12 protein-coding genes are annotated in these 15,338 nt (G+C 68.7%); 6 read left to right on the top strand and 6 right to left on the bottom strand.

Annotated features, from left to right (window positions below; translation table 11 throughout):
• Window positions 1-14: 14 nt before the first annotated feature.
• From C8J43_RS06655 to C8J43_RS06670, 4 genes are all read right to left on the bottom strand, one after another.
• Window positions 15-3,401: an AAA family ATPase gene (locus C8J43_RS06655; protein WP_133030248.1), complete on the bottom strand. Its 3,387-nt coding sequence runs from the start codon at window positions 3,399-3,401 to the stop codon at window positions 15-17.
• Between the two features lie 260 nt (window positions 3,402-3,661).
• Window positions 3,662-4,402: a thioredoxin domain-containing protein gene (locus C8J43_RS06660; protein ID WP_056051660.1), complete on the bottom strand. Its 741-nt coding sequence runs from the start codon at window positions 4,400-4,402 to the stop codon at window positions 3,662-3,664.
• Between the two features lie 26 nt (window positions 4,403-4,428).
• Entirely contained in the window at window positions 4,429-5,094 is a 666-nt protein-coding gene (locus C8J43_RS06665; protein WP_133030249.1) for a thioredoxin domain-containing protein, read from the bottom strand.
• Window positions 5,094-5,657, bottom strand: a complete 564-nt coding sequence (locus tag C8J43_RS06670; protein WP_133030250.1) for a DciA family protein — start codon at window positions 5,655-5,657, stop codon at window positions 5,094-5,096. Before C8J43_RS06670 ends, C8J43_RS06665 begins: the two co-directional genes overlap by 1 nt.
• A gap of 59 nt (window positions 5,658-5,716) precedes the next feature.
• On the opposite strand from C8J43_RS06670, the gene C8J43_RS06675 reads away from it, so the two are divergent.
• The 3 genes from C8J43_RS06675 to nudC are packed head-to-tail and all read left to right on the top strand — an operon-like array spanning window position 5,717 to window position 8,966.
• Complete coding sequence (locus C8J43_RS06675; protein WP_133030786.1) at window positions 5,717-6,733, top strand: A/G-specific adenine glycosylase; 1,017 nt, start codon at window positions 5,717-5,719, stop codon at window positions 6,731-6,733.
• A complete protein-coding gene (locus tag C8J43_RS06680) occupies window positions 6,730-8,082 on the top strand; it encodes a serine hydrolase domain-containing protein (protein ID WP_133030251.1) in 1,353 nt (450 codons plus the stop codon). The genes C8J43_RS06675 and C8J43_RS06680 overlap by 4 nt, the downstream gene beginning before the upstream one ends.
• A gap of 5 nt (window positions 8,083-8,087) precedes the next feature.
• Entirely contained in the window at window positions 8,088-8,966 is an 879-nt protein-coding gene (gene nudC, locus C8J43_RS06685; protein ID WP_133030787.1) for an NAD(+) diphosphatase, read from the top strand.
• A 153-nt stretch (window positions 8,967-9,119) separates the two neighbouring features.
• Here nudC and C8J43_RS06690 read toward each other — a convergent pair whose 3' ends face one another.
• Together C8J43_RS06690 and C8J43_RS06695 are read right to left on the bottom strand one after the other, a co-directional pair.
• On the bottom strand, window positions 9,120-10,118 hold the full coding sequence (locus C8J43_RS06690; RefSeq protein WP_133030252.1) for an LLM class flavin-dependent oxidoreductase: 999 nt from the start codon (window positions 10,116-10,118) through the stop codon (window positions 9,120-9,122).
• A 156-nt stretch (window positions 10,119-10,274) separates the two neighbouring features.
• The gene (locus tag C8J43_RS06695; protein ID WP_133030253.1) at window positions 10,275-12,596 is read right to left on the bottom strand and encodes a S8 family peptidase; all 2,322 of its coding nucleotides are present in this window, start codon (window positions 12,594-12,596) and stop codon (window positions 10,275-10,277) included.
• 132 nt (window positions 12,597-12,728) lie between these two features.
• Here C8J43_RS06695 and C8J43_RS06700 point away from each other — a divergent pair, with 132 nt between their 5' ends.
• From C8J43_RS06700 to glpX, 3 genes are all read left to right on the top strand, one after another.
• Window positions 12,729-13,394 (top strand): pyrimidine 5'-nucleotidase, encoded by a 666-nt coding sequence (locus C8J43_RS06700; protein WP_133030254.1) that lies wholly within the window; start codon window positions 12,729-12,731, stop codon window positions 13,392-13,394.
• Complete coding sequence (gene dapD, locus C8J43_RS06705) at window positions 13,391-14,209, top strand: 2,3,4,5-tetrahydropyridine-2,6-dicarboxylate N-succinyltransferase (RefSeq protein WP_133030255.1); 819 nt, start codon at window positions 13,391-13,393, stop codon at window positions 14,207-14,209. Before C8J43_RS06700 ends, dapD begins: the two co-directional genes overlap by 4 nt.
• Before the next feature lie 61 nt (window positions 14,210-14,270).
• Window positions 14,271-15,242: a class II fructose-bisphosphatase gene (gene glpX / locus C8J43_RS06710; protein WP_133030256.1), complete on the top strand. Its 972-nt coding sequence runs from the start codon at window positions 14,271-14,273 to the stop codon at window positions 15,240-15,242.
• Window positions 15,243-15,338 lie beyond the last annotated feature (96 nt).

The following is a 15,338-nucleotide window of genomic DNA, read 5'->3' on the forward strand; positions in this document are numbered from 1 at the left end:
CGGGGATTGTCTCCCTACGCCGTCGCAATGAATCCGGTCGCGGCTTGCAGGTCGACCGAGACGAGGCGGCTGACACCGCGTTCGATCATCGTCACGCCGAACAGGCGGTGCATGCGGCTCATCGTGACGGCGTTGTGCGTGACGACGAGGTAGCGCGTGTCGGTGTCGCGCGACATGCGGTCGAGCAGGTCGCAGAAGCGCTCGATATTGGCGTCGTCGAGCGGCGCGTCGACCTCGTCGAGGACGCAGATCGGCGCGGGGTTGGTGAGGAACAGGCCGAAGATCAGCGCGACCGCGGTCAGCGCCTGTTCGCCGCCCGACAGGAGGGTGAGCGACTGGAGGCGTTTGCCGGGGGGTTGCGCCATGATTTCGAGGCCGGCTTCAAGCGGGTCGTCGGAGTCGATCAGTTCGAGGTGCGCGGCGCCGCCGTCGAACAGCGTGGTGAAGAGGCGCTGGAAATGGCCATTCACCGCTTCGAACGCGGCGAGCAGGCGTTGCCGACCTTCGCGGTTTAGCGTGCCGATCGAGCCGCGCAGGCGGTTGACCGCTTGCCCGAGTTCGTCGCGCTCGACCGCGTTGCCGCGCGCGGCCTCTTCGAGTTCGGCGAGTTCGGTTTCGGCGACGAGGTTGACCGGGCCGATCCGCTCGCGATCGGTGGCGAGGCGGTCGTGCGTGGCGGACTCTTCGGCTGGCGCGCGGACGTCGGCGACCACGAAGCCGAGGCGCTCGGGGAGGACGGGCGCGGGGCATTGGAAGCGTTCGCCCGAGAGGCGGCCGAGATCGAGGCGGCGCGCTTCGTGGTTTTCGACGCGGGCGATCGCGCCGGCGCGGGCTTCGCGGGCGACGGCGAGCGCTTCGGTGGCGGCACGGTGGGCGTCGTCGGCGGTGCGGGCAGCGGTTTCAGCGGTGCGTTCGGTGGCGAGGAGCGCGTCGGCGGTTGTGCGCGCTTCCTGGTGTTCGGCGTCGAGCGTCTCGATTTCAGCGTCGAGGGCGGCGGGGCGAGCGGCGATCGCGGCCAGGTCGGTGCCGAGCGTCGCTTCGCGCGAGTCCATGGCGGCGATGCGCTTGGCGGCTTCACCGGCGCGCGCGCGCCAGCTTCGAGTGTCGGCTTGGGCAGCGGAAAGGCGTTCGCGGTGGGTGGCAATGCTGCCGTCGAGCGTGGTGCGATCGGCACGGGCCTGCGCGACGGCGGCGCGGGCACGTTCGGCATCGTATTGGAGCGCCGCGACCTGGCGCGCGTTGGCGGTGCCGTCGGGGACGGCGGCCATCGCGGCTTCGGCGCGGGTGCGGTCGGCGTGCGCGTCGGCGACGTCGTCGGCGATACGGTGCGCGCGGACGTCGAGGTCTGCGCGCTGGGTGGCGAGGCGTTCGAGCGCGGCGGCGGCGCGGTCCTCCTGGCGGATTGCGTCGCGCGTGGCGGTTTCGGCACGTTGCAGGGCGGCGCGGGCGGCTTGCGACTGGCCTCTAGCCTGGGCGATGCGCTCGTCGATCGCGGCGCGGGTTCGTTCGGCGTCGTCCAGCGCTTTGGCCGCGGCGGGGCGGGCGGCCTGGAGCGCGGCGAGGCGGTTGCGGCGGACGAGGCGTTCGGCCGCCGCGGCGCCGGTGCCGGTCGCGGTAAAGCCGTCCCAGCGGCGGAGTTGGCCGTCTCGGGTGACGATGCGCTGGCCGACGGCGAGGTGTTGCTGGCCATCGGTGCCGACGACGAAGACCTGCGCGAGCCTGCGGGCGAGAGCGGGGGGCGCGTCGACATGCTTTGCCAGCGGTTCGGCGTCGGCGGGCGCGGCTGGGTCGTCTTGGCCAGGCTTGGCGCCGGCCCATGCATCGAGGCCGGTGTCGAGATCGTCGCCGAGCGCGGCGGCGAGTGCGCGTTCGTAGCCGGTGTTGGCGGAAACGTGGTCGAGCAGCCGGTCGCGACCGCTGCGCTGCGTTGCCTTGGTGAGCGCCGTCACTTCGCTGTCGATCGCGGCGAGGTCCGCGCGGGCGGTGGCGCGGGGGGTTTCGGCGGCGTCTCGCGCGCTGGTTGCGGCGGTTTCGTCGGTGTCTGCCTGGGTGATGGCTTGGCGGGCGGACTCTGCGGCGGCGGTCGCGGTGCGTCGGGCTTCGGCGGCGGTCTCGCGCTCTGCGGCCAGCGGCGCGGGGTCGCCGAGGGCGCGGAGAGCGGCGGCGATCTGCGCGGCGTCGCGATCGGCGCGGTCGGCGCGGGTGCGGGCGGCGGCGAGCGCAGCGCTGGCGACGCGGACTTCGGCGGCGTCGCGGGCTTGCGTGGCGAGCGCCTGGGCCAGCGCGACTTCTGCGTCGCGGGCGCTGCGTTCGGTTTCGGCGAGTGCGGCGTCGAGATCGGGGATCGCGGCGGTGGCGTCGGCGATCGCGGTGTCGAGCGCCTTGGCCTCGTCGGCGAGGCGTTCGAGCGCGGCGGCGGCGTCGCTGGCGAGCGATCCTTCGCGGGCGCGGTCGTCGGCGATGCGGGTGCGGGCGTCGGTGAGGTCGGCGATCCTGCGCTCGACGCTGGCCTTCTCGGTTTTGAGCGCGGCGAGGCGGTGGGCGAGATCGCCGACCAGGTCGCGCGCGGCGAGCGCTGCGGTACGGGCGGTGGCGACGGCTTCGATCGCGCGGTGCTGGTCTGCGGCGGCTGCGCGTTCGGCTTCGGTGGTGGCGTGGACGCGGGTTTCGGCGGCTACGGCTTCGGCTTTGGCGGCATCGGCTGCGGTGGCGGCTTCGCGCCAGCGGGCGAAGAGTGTGCGTGCTTCGGCGACGCGGATCTGCGCGGAGATGAGGCGGTAGCGTTCGGCGGCGCGGGCCTGGCGTTTCAACGTGGCGGCGCGTGCGTCCTGGTCGGAGATGATCTCGTCGAGCTTGGCGAGATTGGCTTCGGTAGCGCGGAGTTTGCCCTCGGCGTCCTTCCGCCGGACGTGGAGGCCGGCGATTCCGGCGGCTTCCTCGAGCATCGCGCGGCGGTCGGCGGGTTTGGCGGCGATGACTGCGCCGATCTTGCCCTGGCTGACGAGTGCGGGGGAGTGCGCGCCGGTCGCGGCGTCGGCGAAGAGCAGGCCAACGTCTTTCGCGCGGACGTCGCGGCCGTCGATTCGGTAGGCGGAGCCGGCGCCGCGTTCGATGCGGCGGACGATCTCGCGTTCGTCGCCTGCTATTTCGGCGAGGATCGAGACTTCGGCGAAGTCGCGCGGCGGGCGGGTCGCGGTGCCGGCGAAGATGACGTCTTCCATGCCGGCGCCGCGCAGGGATTTCGCGCTGGCCTCGCCCATCGTCCAGCGGAGCGCTTCGAGCAGGTTCGACTTGCCGCAGCCGTTCGGGCCGACGACGCCGGTGAGGCCGGGTTCGATGCGGAGATCGGCGGGGTCGACGAAGCTCTTGAAGCCGGTGATGCGGAGGCGCTTGATCTGCATTCTTGCGCCCCCCGACGACTAAAGTTGGATCTTACCCCGGACCGTTGCGCTGTTGTTTCCCCGCGAAGGCGGGGACCCAGACTGGGCTCCCGCCTTCGCGGGAGAACAAGAAAGAGCTGCCGTTGGCCCAAACTCCCCCCCGGCGGAGGCCGGGGCCCAATTGGGGGACGGCGCTAACTAAGGTTGCGCGCCGTTACTGCGACCTTTCCAATTGGGCCCCGGCCTTCGCCGGGGTGGTAGTTACTTGTGGAGCGCTTAGCTTACGCCCCAGCCGCCTTCAGCGCCTTCTCCATCTGATCCCAGCTCACGACCTGATCGAGCTTCTTGTCGTTGATCAGGAACGTCGGCGTGCCCGTGACCGTGCCAGCCTGCATCGCGTTCTCGGTCGGCTTGGCCATCACTTCGAGCTGCTTCTGATCCGCGAGGCACGCACGCGCCTTCGCCTCCGGGATCCCGCGCTGCTTGACGAAATCGATCGCGCCCATCTGCTCGGCGAGCTTGGTCGCGACGACCGTCGGCGGCTGGTTGGCGAGCGCCTTCTGCTGGTCGGGGGTCATCGCCTGAAGCTTGTCGAGGAAGGCGATCTGGTTGCCGTACATCTGCTCGAGGATCGGGAAGAACGGCGCGACGCCGCCGCACTGGCCGAGCAAAGTCAGCGCCACGTCGGGTGCGCCGTGGACGAGGAAGTCGCGGAATTCGAAGCTGACTTTCCCGGTCGAAACGTACTTCTCGGTCAGCGGCTTGTATGCCTCGCGACCGAACGCGCCGCAGGTCGGGCACGAGCGCGCGCCGTATTCGACGAGCTTGATCGGCGCGTTGGGGTTGCCCATCAGGTAACCCTCGGGGGTCTTCACGACCGTCTCGGTCCAGTTCTGGCCGGCGGGGGCTGCGGCGGCTGCTACCGGTGCGGCCGCGGGCTGGTCGACGTTACCGGTCGAATCGTTCTTCGAGCAGGCGGCGAGCGCGAGCGGCAGGACGGCGAGCGTGGTCAGGAATTTCATCGGGTTACTCCAGTGGATCACGTGAATTAACGGGCGCCCGCCTTGCGAAGCGCGGGTTCGAGCTGTTCCCAGCCGACATGCGGAACGAGTCTGCCGTTGAGGTAGAAGGTCGGCGTGGAGTCGATCTCCTTCGGCGCGTCGGCGGTCAGTTTGACGATGCGGTCGATCTCGGGCTGGTTGGCGAAGCACGCGTTGATCGCCGCGTCCGAAAGCCCGCGTGCCTTGACGAACGCGGTCAGGCCGGAGCCGTCGGCGTTGGCGCGGATCTGGGCCGCCGCGGGGTACATGGCGAGGCGCGCGGCGTTGCCTTGCTGGTATTCGATCCCGCGCTCGAGCCATTGCGGCTGTGCGGCGAAGATTGCGGATGAGGTGGCCGAGAAGCCTTTAGGGCCGGTGCAGCGGGCGAGGATCGCTGCTGCAAGGTCGAGCCGGTCGCGGATGAAGCTGCGGACTTCGAGGCTGGTCGAGCCGGACGCGATCATCTGGCGCTTGAGCACGGGTTCGGACTTTACCGAGAAGTCGGCACAGTGCGAGCAGGTGTAGCTCGCATACTCCACCAGCTTCACGCGCGCGGCGGGGTTGCCGATCAGGTACGCGCCCGAGGGGAGGACGCGTGCGGTTTGCGACCAGTCGCGCTTGGGCGCGGCGCCGGTCAGCAGGAAAAGGGCGAAGACGGCAAAGAGGACGCGCATCAGGTGATCCTGGGAAGGCCGTGCGTCGAGGCGACGCCGGCGGCGAGGGATTCGAGGACGGCGCGCAGTTCCGGATCGGCGATGCCTTTCAGGCTCATACCGAGATCGACGGGGACCGGGCGGATCGAAGGCGGGGCTTTCCGCGGCACGGGGGCGGCGACCTCACCCTGGCGGATCGCGACCTTCACGATCGCGGCGTAGCCGAAGAAACGGTTCACGCGCTCGATGATCTCGGGCGCGATGTGCTGCATCATTGGTGCGTGCGCGCCGCGGACGGTAAGGGTCAGGACGCCGTCCTGCTTCTTGCCGACCGGGAAGCGGATCGATTCGGGGATGCTCGCGCCGGCCAGTTTGGCGCCGACGATCTCGGGCCAGCGGCTGACGATCGACGACTGGACGAAGCCGAATCGCCGGAATGCCGCGCCGCCGATCGCGGGCAACAGCTCGGCGACCGCGCGCGAGCGGTTCTCACGCGGGGCGTCGGGATCGGTCCTGCCTTTAATGCGCTTCGTCGCCGGCTTGGGCGTCGCAGATTTAGGCACAGAAACGGGCGGCTTGCTCATCTGCGAACCCATGCCATAGGCGACGCGTGAACGCCAAGCGCTCTTCGGTCTCCGGGGCCCTGCTCGACTGGTATGACGCGTATCGTCGCGACCTGCCGTGGCGCGCGAAGCCGGGCGAGGCGGTCGATCCGTACCGGGTGTGGCTGTCCGAGGTGATGTTGCAGCAGACGACCGTGGCCGCCGTCACGCCGCGGTTTCTCGCGTGGACCGCGCGGTGGCCGGATTTCGCGAGTCTGGCGGCGGCGGATGACGCCGATGTGATGGCGGCTTGGGCGGGGCTTGGCTATTATGCTCGGGCGCGCAATCTGGTGAAGGCGGCGAAGGCTGTGGTGGCCGAGCATGGCGGTGTGTTTCCGGGGACCGAGGTGGAGCTGCGCGCGCTGCCGGGGCTGGGCGCGTATACCGCGGCGGCGGTGGCGGCGATCGCGTTCGGCGAGCGGGCGGTGGTGGTCGATGCGAATGTCGAGCGGGTGGTCGCGCGGCTGTTCGCGATTCAGACGCCTTCGCCGGCGGCGCGACCGGCGATTCGGGTCGCTGCGGATTCGATTACGCCGGACGCTCGGGCGGGCGATTTCGCGCAGGCGATGATGGATCTGGGGTCGGGGATCTGCACGTCGCGCGCGCCGAAATGCCTGCTGTGTCCGATCCGCGCGTTTTGCGAGGGCTTCAAGCAGGGCGCGCCCGAACGGTTGCCGTTGAAGGCGAAGAAGGCGGCCAAGCCTCAGCGGTACGGGACGATCTTCTGGCTGGAGCGCGACGGGCAGGTGTTGCTGGTGCGGCGGCCGGACAAGGGTTTGCTGGGCGGGATGCGCGCGTTTCCGACCGGGCCTTGGGGTGATGTTCCCCCCGGTTTCGAGGAGGCGCCGGCGCAGGCGGATTGGCGGATGCTGGACGACACCGTCGCACACGGATTTACGCATTTCGATCTGCAACTGACGCTTGCGGTGGCGACGGTCGAGGCGCATCAACCGCGCGTTCCAACGGCAAGCGAATGGTGGCCGATCGACGAGCTGGATACCGCCGGCCTCCCGACCGTTTTCGCCAAGGCCGGCAAGACCATACGGAGAGCTGCATGAAATTGGTGCACTGGATTTCGACGGGCGGACTTGCCGCGCTGGCAGCCGCCACGGCTTATGCCCAACAGGCGCAACCGCGTCCGCAAATGAGCCCTCAGGCTCGGCCGACGCCGCGGATGACGATCCCGGTCAACGCGCTGCTGCCTGCCACGTCCGCGTTGTTCGACAGCCTCGTCGCGCAGAACAAGATGCCGGGGATCGTTGGCGCGTTTGGTGCTGGCGATGGTCCCACGCTGTTCCCGTCGGCGGGCAAGATCAGCGACGACCCGAACGCACCCGCCGCCGGCCCCGATTCGCTGTGGCGCGTGTATTCGATGTCAAAGCCGATCACCGGCATGTCGGCGATGATGCTGGTCGAGGACGGCAAGCTCAACCTCGACGATCCGGTCAGCAAATATATCCCGGCGTTCAAGGACATGAAGGTCGCAACCAGCCCCGACACGTCGCTCGCCACGCGCCCGGCGACGCGGCCGATCACGATCCGCAATTTGCTGACGCACACCGCCGGGCTCGGCTACACGATCGTCACCAAGGGGCCGCTGCTCAAGGAATATGAGCGGCTCGGGATCCTGCCGCTGTCGGTCAGCGCGGCGATGGAAGAGAAGATGCGGCCCGTGCGGCCGAAGTCGCTCGAGGAGTTCGCGAACCGCGTCGCGACGCTGCCGCTGATCGCGGACCCCGGCACCAAGTGGAGCTATTCGATCGGGCTCGACGTGATGGGCCGCGTGATCGAGGTCGCGAGCGGTATGAGCTTCGAGCGGTTTGTGCAGACGCGGCTGTTCGATCCGCTGAAGATGAAATCGAGCTTCTGGCAGGTGCCGCAGAGTGAGGTCGGGCGGCTGGCGACCAACTATGCGTTCGTCGGCGACACGCGGACGCCGCTCGATCCGGCAGCGAACTCGGTGTTCTTGCAGAAGCCGAGCTTCCCGTATGGCGGTGCCGGCCTCGTGATGTCGGCGCGCGACTACGACCGGTTCCTGCACATGATCCAGGACGGCGGCATGCTCGATGGCGTGCGCGTGATGAAGCCCGAGACGATCGCGCTGGCGACGTCGAACCTGTTGCCGGCGGGCGTCGTGTTCGGCGGAGTCGGTGGCGGCACCGGGGGAACGCAGGGGAGCAACATGGGCTTCGGCGCGGGCGGTTCCGTCGTGCTCGCGGATACGCCGAACGGGCCGGGCAAGGGCACCTATGCCTGGGGTGGTGCGGCGGGCACGATCGCATGGGTCGATCCGTCGAAGCATTCGCGCGGCAACGTGATGGTCAATTACTTCCCGGCGGACCGGATACCGCTCCGCCAGCAGGTGGTCGCGGCGTTGCTCCAGGATGCGTCGAGGTTGCGCCGATGAGCGTGATGGAGGCACCTGGGTTTACCGGCGGGATGCTCGACCGGTCGGATGCTTTGCGGCACGATCCCGAAGGGCTGGCGGCGGCGCAGCGCGACTGGCGTGCACGGTTGCTGGTGCTCGATGGGCTGTTGCCGGGCACGACCGACGACGGGCATCTCGCCTGGACGTCGATGGCGGATATGCCGGACGATGCCGAGCCTATCCTGCTTGGGCTCGACGAGAGCGGGCGGCCGCATTTCGCGGCGCTGCTGGCGGGCATGCGCGTCGACAATGCGCCGGCGATGCGGTCGCCTGCGCTGATGGCGGTGCTGGCCGCGCTCGCGCCCGGTGAGGCGGCGACGTATGCGGGGGCTCGCAGTGTCATCGACTGGCATGTGCGTCATGGCTTCTGCGCGAAGTGCGGATCGCCGACCGAGCCGTTCCGGGCGGGGTGGGCGCGGAAATGTCCGAACTGCGGGACCGAGCATTTCCCGCGGGTCGATCCGGTGGTGATCATGATCGCCGAGCATGACGGGCGTGCGCTGCTCGGCCGTGGCAAGGGATGGCCGCCGGGGCGGTATTCCGCGCTCGCCGGTTTCGTCGAGCCAGCCGAATCGATCGAGGAAGCGGTTGCGCGCGAGATCCTTGAGGAGTCGGGCGTTCGGGTCGGCAAGGTGCGCTATGTCGCGAGCCAGCCCTGGCCGTTTCCGTCTTCGCTGATGATGGCATGCGTCGCGGAGGCGGAGGACGATGCGATCACGCTCGATGTGAATGAGCTCGAGGATGCGATGTGGGTGCCGCGCGAGATGGTGCGGGCGGTGTTGCGCGGGGAGGAGGGGCCGTTCGTGGCGCCGCCGCCTTATGCGATTGCGTATACGCTGCTCAAGGAGTGGGCGGGGGAATAGGTCGCGAGCCTCCCGCGTGCACCACCCCGGCGGAGGCCGGGGTCCAATTGGAGAGGTCGCAGTAACGATGCGCCGCCCTCCGTTACCACCGTCCCCCAATTGGGCCCCGGCCTCCGCCCGGGTGGTGTCTTAAGCGGGAGCGGTGGCGCCTACCTACGCAGCGATCTTCAATTCCTGCATCACGTCTGCGGTGATCGACAGGCTCCGCTTGCGGGCCTCGTGATCGTAGATCGCGCTGGTCACCATGACCTCGTCGACGCCGGTCCGCTCGACGAACGCGGCAATGCCGCGCGCGACCTTGGCCGGGCTGCCGACTGCCGAGCATTGCAGGACGTGGTCGAGGATCTGGTTGCCCTGCGCGCCGAGCGACTCGCGATAGCCGGCGAGGGGCGGCTTCATCTGGCCTGGGTTGCCGGTGCGCAACGCTACGAACGACTGTTGCTGCGAGGTGGCGAGCAGTTCGGCTTCCGCGTCGGTCTCGGCTGCGAACACGTTGAAGCCGGCCATGACGTGCGGCTTGGCGAGGCGTACCGAGGGGCGGAAGTCGCGGCGGTAGATCGCGAGCGCGGCATCGAGCGCGTCGGGTGCGAAGTGCGAGGCGAATGCGTAGGGGAGCCCAAGTGCCGCCGCTAATTGCGCGCCGAACGTGCTTGAGCCGAGGATCCACATCTCTACGTCGGCGCCTGCGCCTGGGGTCGCGACGATGCCGGTCTGGCCGTCGTTGGCGAAGTAGCTCTGGAGCTCCATCACGTCCTGCGGGAAGGCGTTGGCGTCGGTTTCCAGCGTGCGGCGCATCGCGCGCGCGACGCGCTGGTCGGAGCCCGGGGCGCGGCCGAGACCGAGATCGATGCGGCCGGGGAACAGCGCGTCGAGCGTGCCGAACTGCTCGGCGATCGTCAGCGGCGCGTGGTTAGGAAGCATGATGCCGCCCGAGCCGACGCGGATGGTCTTGGTGGCGGCGGCGATGTGCGCGATCACGACGGCGGTTGCGGCCGACGCGATGCCGGTCATGCCGTGGTGCTCGGCGACCCAGTAGCGCTGGAACCCGACGCTCTCGGCGTGCCGCGCGAGGTCGGCCGCGTTGGCGAGCGATTGGGAGACGGTGCCGCCTTCGATGACGGGGACCAGATCGAGCAGGGAATAGCGTGTCATGCGGCAGAGATAGGTACCGAGCGGTAGCTTATCCAGCCCCGCCGGTCTCTCACGTCCGTCATCCTGACGAAAGTCAGGATCCAGAGCCAAATACGGCAGCGCCCGTTACTCTGTATCCTGACTTTCGTCAGGATGACGAATTGGGGGACGTGGGTTTCAGAAGCCCAGACTGTAGCGCATCGCCATGCCATAGTCGTTCGGGAGTGCCGCGAAGTTGCCGGGGTCGCGGCGGAAGAACAGGTTGGTGTCGAGGCCGCCGCCGAACGCGGGCACGCCGTAGCGCATCTCGACATCGAGTTCGCGACCTTGCGGGGCGAGGTTGAGGCGTTGCGTGGTCCAGTCGGTGACGGTGTTGCTGGCGTAGTCGAAATAGGTCGGGAGTCCGAGGTCGATCCCGCCGCGCGCCACCCGCAACGGTTGCGCGATGCGGAGGCCGAGGCTGTCGTGGCCGAACACGCCGTCCTTGCCGATGTCGGCGGCGAAGGCGTTGGTGCGGACGAGACCGTCGCCGCTGAGACCGCCGCGCACCGCCGCGCGGGTCCAGCCCTGGCGCATAGATCCGCCGATGCTCCAGCCGCTCCCCGCATCGAACCGCGCCTTGGTATCCACGAACCACGTGGCCGCGCGGGTCGCGCCGAGCGCCGCGTCGAAGCGCGCGCCGAGGACGGTATCGCGCTCGTCCATCCGCGTCGCGGCCACCATCGTCGACAGCGCGCCGAAGCGGCGGTCGACGGTCAACGAGGCGCGGTTGTAGCCCGAGCGCTGCCAGCGGTCGCGCAGGCGAAGGTCGCCGTCGCGCTGCGTCAGGACATCGCCGTTCTCGATTCCAGCGGTGAAGCCGAATCCGCCGAAACTTTGCCGAACCGCGCTCGATGCTCGCGTATTGCTGTCGAAGCCCAGGCCGCCGGTGTTGGCGATCAGGAAGGCGGGTTCGGACTGGCCAGAAAGCTGTGCGCTGAGCGCGCCCGAGCCTTGCGCGAAGCCGAACCCGAACGACAGCGTGCTGCCGAGTTTCTGCGTCACCATTCCGGCGATCGCGCGTGCGCTGGTCGCGTCGGCGCTCGACAACGAAGTGCGATCGAGCGCGACGTCGCCGTTGGCGCGCGGGGCGAGCGTCATAGAGACGGTCATGCCGCCTTGCGCCAGCGCGACGGTGCGGAATCGCGACTGGAGTGCGCCGCCGAGCGAGCGGTCGGGGCTGCGGCGGGCGATCGTCTTGGCGAGGTCGATTGCGAACGCGCGGCTGTAGCCGTCGAGGATCACCGCGCCGAGTTCGCCCTGCGCGGCGTCACCCATCGGCGCGGACAGGGTGGCGTTGCCGGTCGTCGAGACGACTGCCTTCGAGCCGGCGACCGACATCGCGCCGAGCGGCTGGAACGCGCGCGTCAGGTCGAGGACGCCATTGCCGTAGACCGCATCGACGCCCGGTGCGCCGGCATCGCGCGCGCTCTTGAACAGGATGTCGACGATCTGCGCGCCGGTGAGGTTGGGGAAGGCCTGCGCCAGCAATGCGACTGCGCCCGAAATCTGTGGCGCGGCGAACGAGGTGCCGGACCAGAGATAGGTAGTGTCGGCCTGGTCAGGCGCGCGCACGCTTTCACCGACCGCGGTGAGGAAGTGAGCGGCGCCGCTGCCGGCTCGGTCGCTGAAGGTGGAGATACCGTCCGCGGATCCGACCGATCCGGCGATGATGACCTGATTGCGGCCCTGCACTTCGCCGGCGACATTGGTGAAGGGATCGGGATTGACCGAGCCGTCGTTGCCCGCCGCGATCACGACGACGAGCCCGGCGGCGGTCGCGCGGCCGATCGCATCCTTCAGACTTTGCGGCATTTCGGAGCCGCCGAGCGAGATGTTGACGACCTTCGCGCCCGCCGTCCGGGCCGCGTCCAGGCCCTTGGTGATCGCATCGGTGCCGAACTTGCAGCCCGAATCCTTGTCGTCCTTGCTCGCGGTGGCGCAGGTGCCGGGCCGGTCCGCGCGCAGCACGATCAGCGTCGCGTCGAACGCCACGCCGTGCGAGCCTGCGCCGTTCCTCCGGCCTGCCAGGGTGAAGGCGACCGCTGTGCCGTGGCCGCCTTCGTCGTCGATCGTGCTGTTGCCGGCAACGTCCTGCGACGCGGACGAGACGCGGGTGCCGAATTCCTGGCTTTGCAGGTCGATGCCGCTGTCGATCACGCCGACGTTGATGCCCTTGCCGGTCGCACCGACGTTATACGCGGCGAGCGCGTTCATCGAGACCGCGCCGACGGTCGCGCGGTATTCGGCGGTATCGTTGCCGGATGGAGTCGGCGTGGGAGCAGGCGTCGGGGCCGGGGTGGGTGTTGGCGTCGGTGTTGGAGTCGGAACCGGCGTGGGCGCTGCTGGAGGCGCCGGGATGCTGTTGATACCGCCGCTGCCCCCACCGCCACAGGCAGCGACGAGAAGTCCCGTCGCCACGGTCGCGGACCGCAATAGGCCGGCCTTTGTGCGTCGCATGAATTTCACCCCTTATTCCCCACCAAGCTATTGGAATGAAAAGCGTTACGCGACCGTAAACAATAGCAGGCGATGACAGTGCGGCGGGGTCCGGCTTGCTCCGTCAACGCGTGGTGCCTAGAGGTTCGCACGATGCTTGCCCGCCTTGACCATGTCCGCAACTGGATCTTCGATCTCGACAACACGCTGTATCCGGCGAGTGCGGACCTGTTCGCGCAGGTCGACGCGCGGATGACCGGGTTCATCCAGGATCTGCTCGGGTTGGAGCATGACGAGGCGCGGCGCGTGCAGAAGGGGTATTTCCACAATCACGGCACGACGCTGTCGGGGTTAATGACCGAACATCACGTCGATCCGCACGCGTTCCTCGCGCATGTCCACGACATCGAAATGGATGTGATCGAGCATGACGCGCCGCTGGTCGCCGCGATCGCCAAGCTGCCGGGGCGCAAGCTCGTCTTCACCAATGGCGACACGCCGTATGCGGCGCGGATTCTGGAGCGTCTCGGGTTGAGCGAGAGCTTCGAGGCGATCCACGACATCCATGCGATGAACCTGATGCCGAAGCCACATGCGTCGGCCTATGCCGGGTTCTGCGCGGCGTTCGACATCGACCCGCGGGAGTCGCTGTTCGCGGACGACATGGCGCGCAATCTGACGCCGGCCAAGGCGATCGGGATGACGACCGTGTGGATCGACAACGGCTCCGAGCAGTCGCCCGATGCGGCGCGCGATCACATCGATTTTACCGTGCCGGTGCTTGCGCCGTGGCTCGAAACCATCCTGGAGACATCATGACCTTGCAGACCATCATCGACGCCGCCTGGGACGATCGCGCGAACCTCGGACTCGATACCAAGGGCGAAGTGCGCGACGCCGTCGAGTCCGCGCTGGCGATGCTGGATGCGGGGACCGCGCGCGTTGCCGAGCCGACCGCGGATGGCTGGCAGGTCAATCAGTGGCTCAAGAAGGCGGTGCTGCTCTCGTTCCGGCTCAACGACAACGTCGTGATCGACGGCGGTTCGGCGGGTGCTCCGGGGTTCGACAAGGTGCCGTCGAAGTTCGCCGGCTGGGGCGAGGCGGAGTTCCGCGCGGCGGGTATCCGCGTTGTGCCGGGCGCGGTCGCGCGGCGCGGGAGTTTCATCGCCAAGGGCGCGATCCTGATGCCGAGCTTCGTCAATATCGGCGCGTATGTCGGTGAGGGCACGATGGTCGATGCGTGGGCGACGGTCGGGTCGTGCGCGCAGATCGGCAGGAACGTGCATCTGTCGGGCGGCGCCGGCATCGGCGGCGTGCTCGAGCCGTTGCAGGCCGACCCCGTCATCATCGGTGACGGCGCCTTCATCGGCGCGCGCGCGGAAGTGGCCGAGGGCGTTCGCGTCGGCGAGGGCGCGGTGCTGTCGATGGGCGTGTATCTCGGCGCCTCGACCAAGATCATCGACCGCGCGACCGGCGAAGTGTTCAAGGGCGAAGTGCCGCCGTACGCGGTGGTCGTACCGGGCTCGATCGGTGGCGGGGACGGGAAACCGGCCTTGTATTGCGCCGTGATTGTCAAACGGGTCGACGCGCAAACCCGCTCGAAGACCAGCATCAACGACCTGCTCAGGGACTGATCGGGTCGACAATGCTGCGACTGCTGCCTATCCCCGCCGAAACATTCCGAGGAGAAATATTTTGACCGCTGCCGTAAGCCAGGTTCTCGACCGCGTTCTCGTCCTCGAAATGGTCCGCGTGACCGAGGCGGCGGCGATCGCCGCCTCCACGCTCGTCGGGCGCGGCGACGAGAAGGCGGCGGATGCGGCCGCGGTCGAGGCGATGCGCGAGGCGCTCAACTCGCTGTACATGGACGGCACCGTCGTGATCGGCGAAGGCGAGCGCGACGAAGCCCCGATGCTGTTCATCGGCGAGAAGGTGGGCTCGGCAATCGGCAAGGGCCCGAAGATCGACATTGCGCTCGATCCCTTGGAAGGCACGACCATCTGCGCGACTGCGGGGCCGAACAGCCTCGCCGTGCTGGCGATCGCCGAAGAGGGCGGGCTGCTCAACGCGCCCGACGTCTACATGGACAAGATCGCGGTCGGGCCGGGCTATCCCGAGGGCATCATCGATCTCGACAAGACGCCGACCGAGAACATCAACGCCGTGGCCGCCGCCAAGGGCGTACCGGCGCGCGACCTGATCGTGTGCGTGCTCGACCGGCCGCGTCACGAAAAGCTGATCGCCGAACTGCGGCAGGTTGGCTGCGGGATCATGCTGATCGGGGACGGCGACGTTGCCGGCGTGATCGCGACGTCCGATCCCGAGACCACGGTCGACGTGTACATGGGCTCCGGCGGCGCGCCTGAGGGCGTGCTGGCGTGCGCGGCGCTGCGCTGCGTCGGCGGGCAGTTCAAGGGGCGGTTGCTGTTCCGCAACGACGACGAGCGTGGGCGCGCGGCGAAGTGGGGGATCACCGATCTCGACAAGCAGTATGATCTGTCCGAGCTGGCGAAGGGCGACTGCATCTTTGCGGCGACCGGGGTTACCGATGGCTCGCTGCTGGCCGGCGTGAAGCGGAAGAAGGGCAAGATGACCACCGAGAGCGTCGTGATGCGCGCTTCGTCGGGGACGGTGCGCTGGGTCAAGGGCGAGCATCGGACTGACTGATCTTCAATACCACCCCGGCGAAGGCCGGGGCCCAATTGGGAAGTTCGGAGTAACGAAGCGCGGTGCTCAGTTACCGTCGTTCCCCAATTGGGCCCC

It is taken from the genome of Sphingomonas sp. PP-CE-1G-424, assembly GCF_004341085.1.
Taxonomy (GTDB): Bacteria; Pseudomonadota; Alphaproteobacteria; order Sphingomonadales; family Sphingomonadaceae; genus Sphingomonas.

Excerpts from the sequence above, each read along its gene's own strand:
- C8J43_RS06655 (WP_133030248.1), bottom strand. The coding sequence starts at position 3,401 with ATGCAGATCAAGCGCCTCCGCATCACCGGCTTCAAGAGCTTCGTCGAC.
- C8J43_RS06660 (WP_056051660.1), bottom strand. The coding sequence starts at position 4,402 with ATGAAATTCCTGACCACGCTCGCCGTCCTGCCGCTCGCGCTCGCCGCC.
- C8J43_RS06665 (WP_133030249.1), bottom strand. The coding sequence starts at position 5,094 with ATGCGCGTCCTCTTTGCCGTCTTCGCCCTTTTCCTGCTGACCGGCGCC.
- C8J43_RS06670 (WP_133030250.1), bottom strand. The coding sequence starts at position 5,657 with ATGAGCAAGCCGCCCGTTTCTGTGCCTAAATCTGCGACGCCCAAGCCG.
- C8J43_RS06680 (WP_133030251.1), top strand. The coding sequence starts at position 6,730 with ATGAAATTGGTGCACTGGATTTCGACGGGCGGACTTGCCGCGCTGGCA.
- nudC (WP_133030787.1), top strand. The coding sequence starts at position 8,088 with ATGGAGGCACCTGGGTTTACCGGCGGGATGCTCGACCGGTCGGATGCT.
- C8J43_RS06690 (WP_133030252.1), bottom strand. The coding sequence starts at position 10,118 with ATGACACGCTATTCCCTGCTCGATCTGGTCCCCGTCATCGAAGGCGGC.
- C8J43_RS06695 (WP_133030253.1), bottom strand. The coding sequence starts at position 12,596 with ATGCGACGCACAAAGGCCGGCCTATTGCGGTCCGCGACCGTGGCGACG.
- C8J43_RS06700 (WP_133030254.1), top strand. The coding sequence starts at position 12,729 with ATGCTTGCCCGCCTTGACCATGTCCGCAACTGGATCTTCGATCTCGAC.
- dapD (WP_133030255.1), top strand. The coding sequence starts at position 13,391 with ATGACCTTGCAGACCATCATCGACGCCGCCTGGGACGATCGCGCGAAC.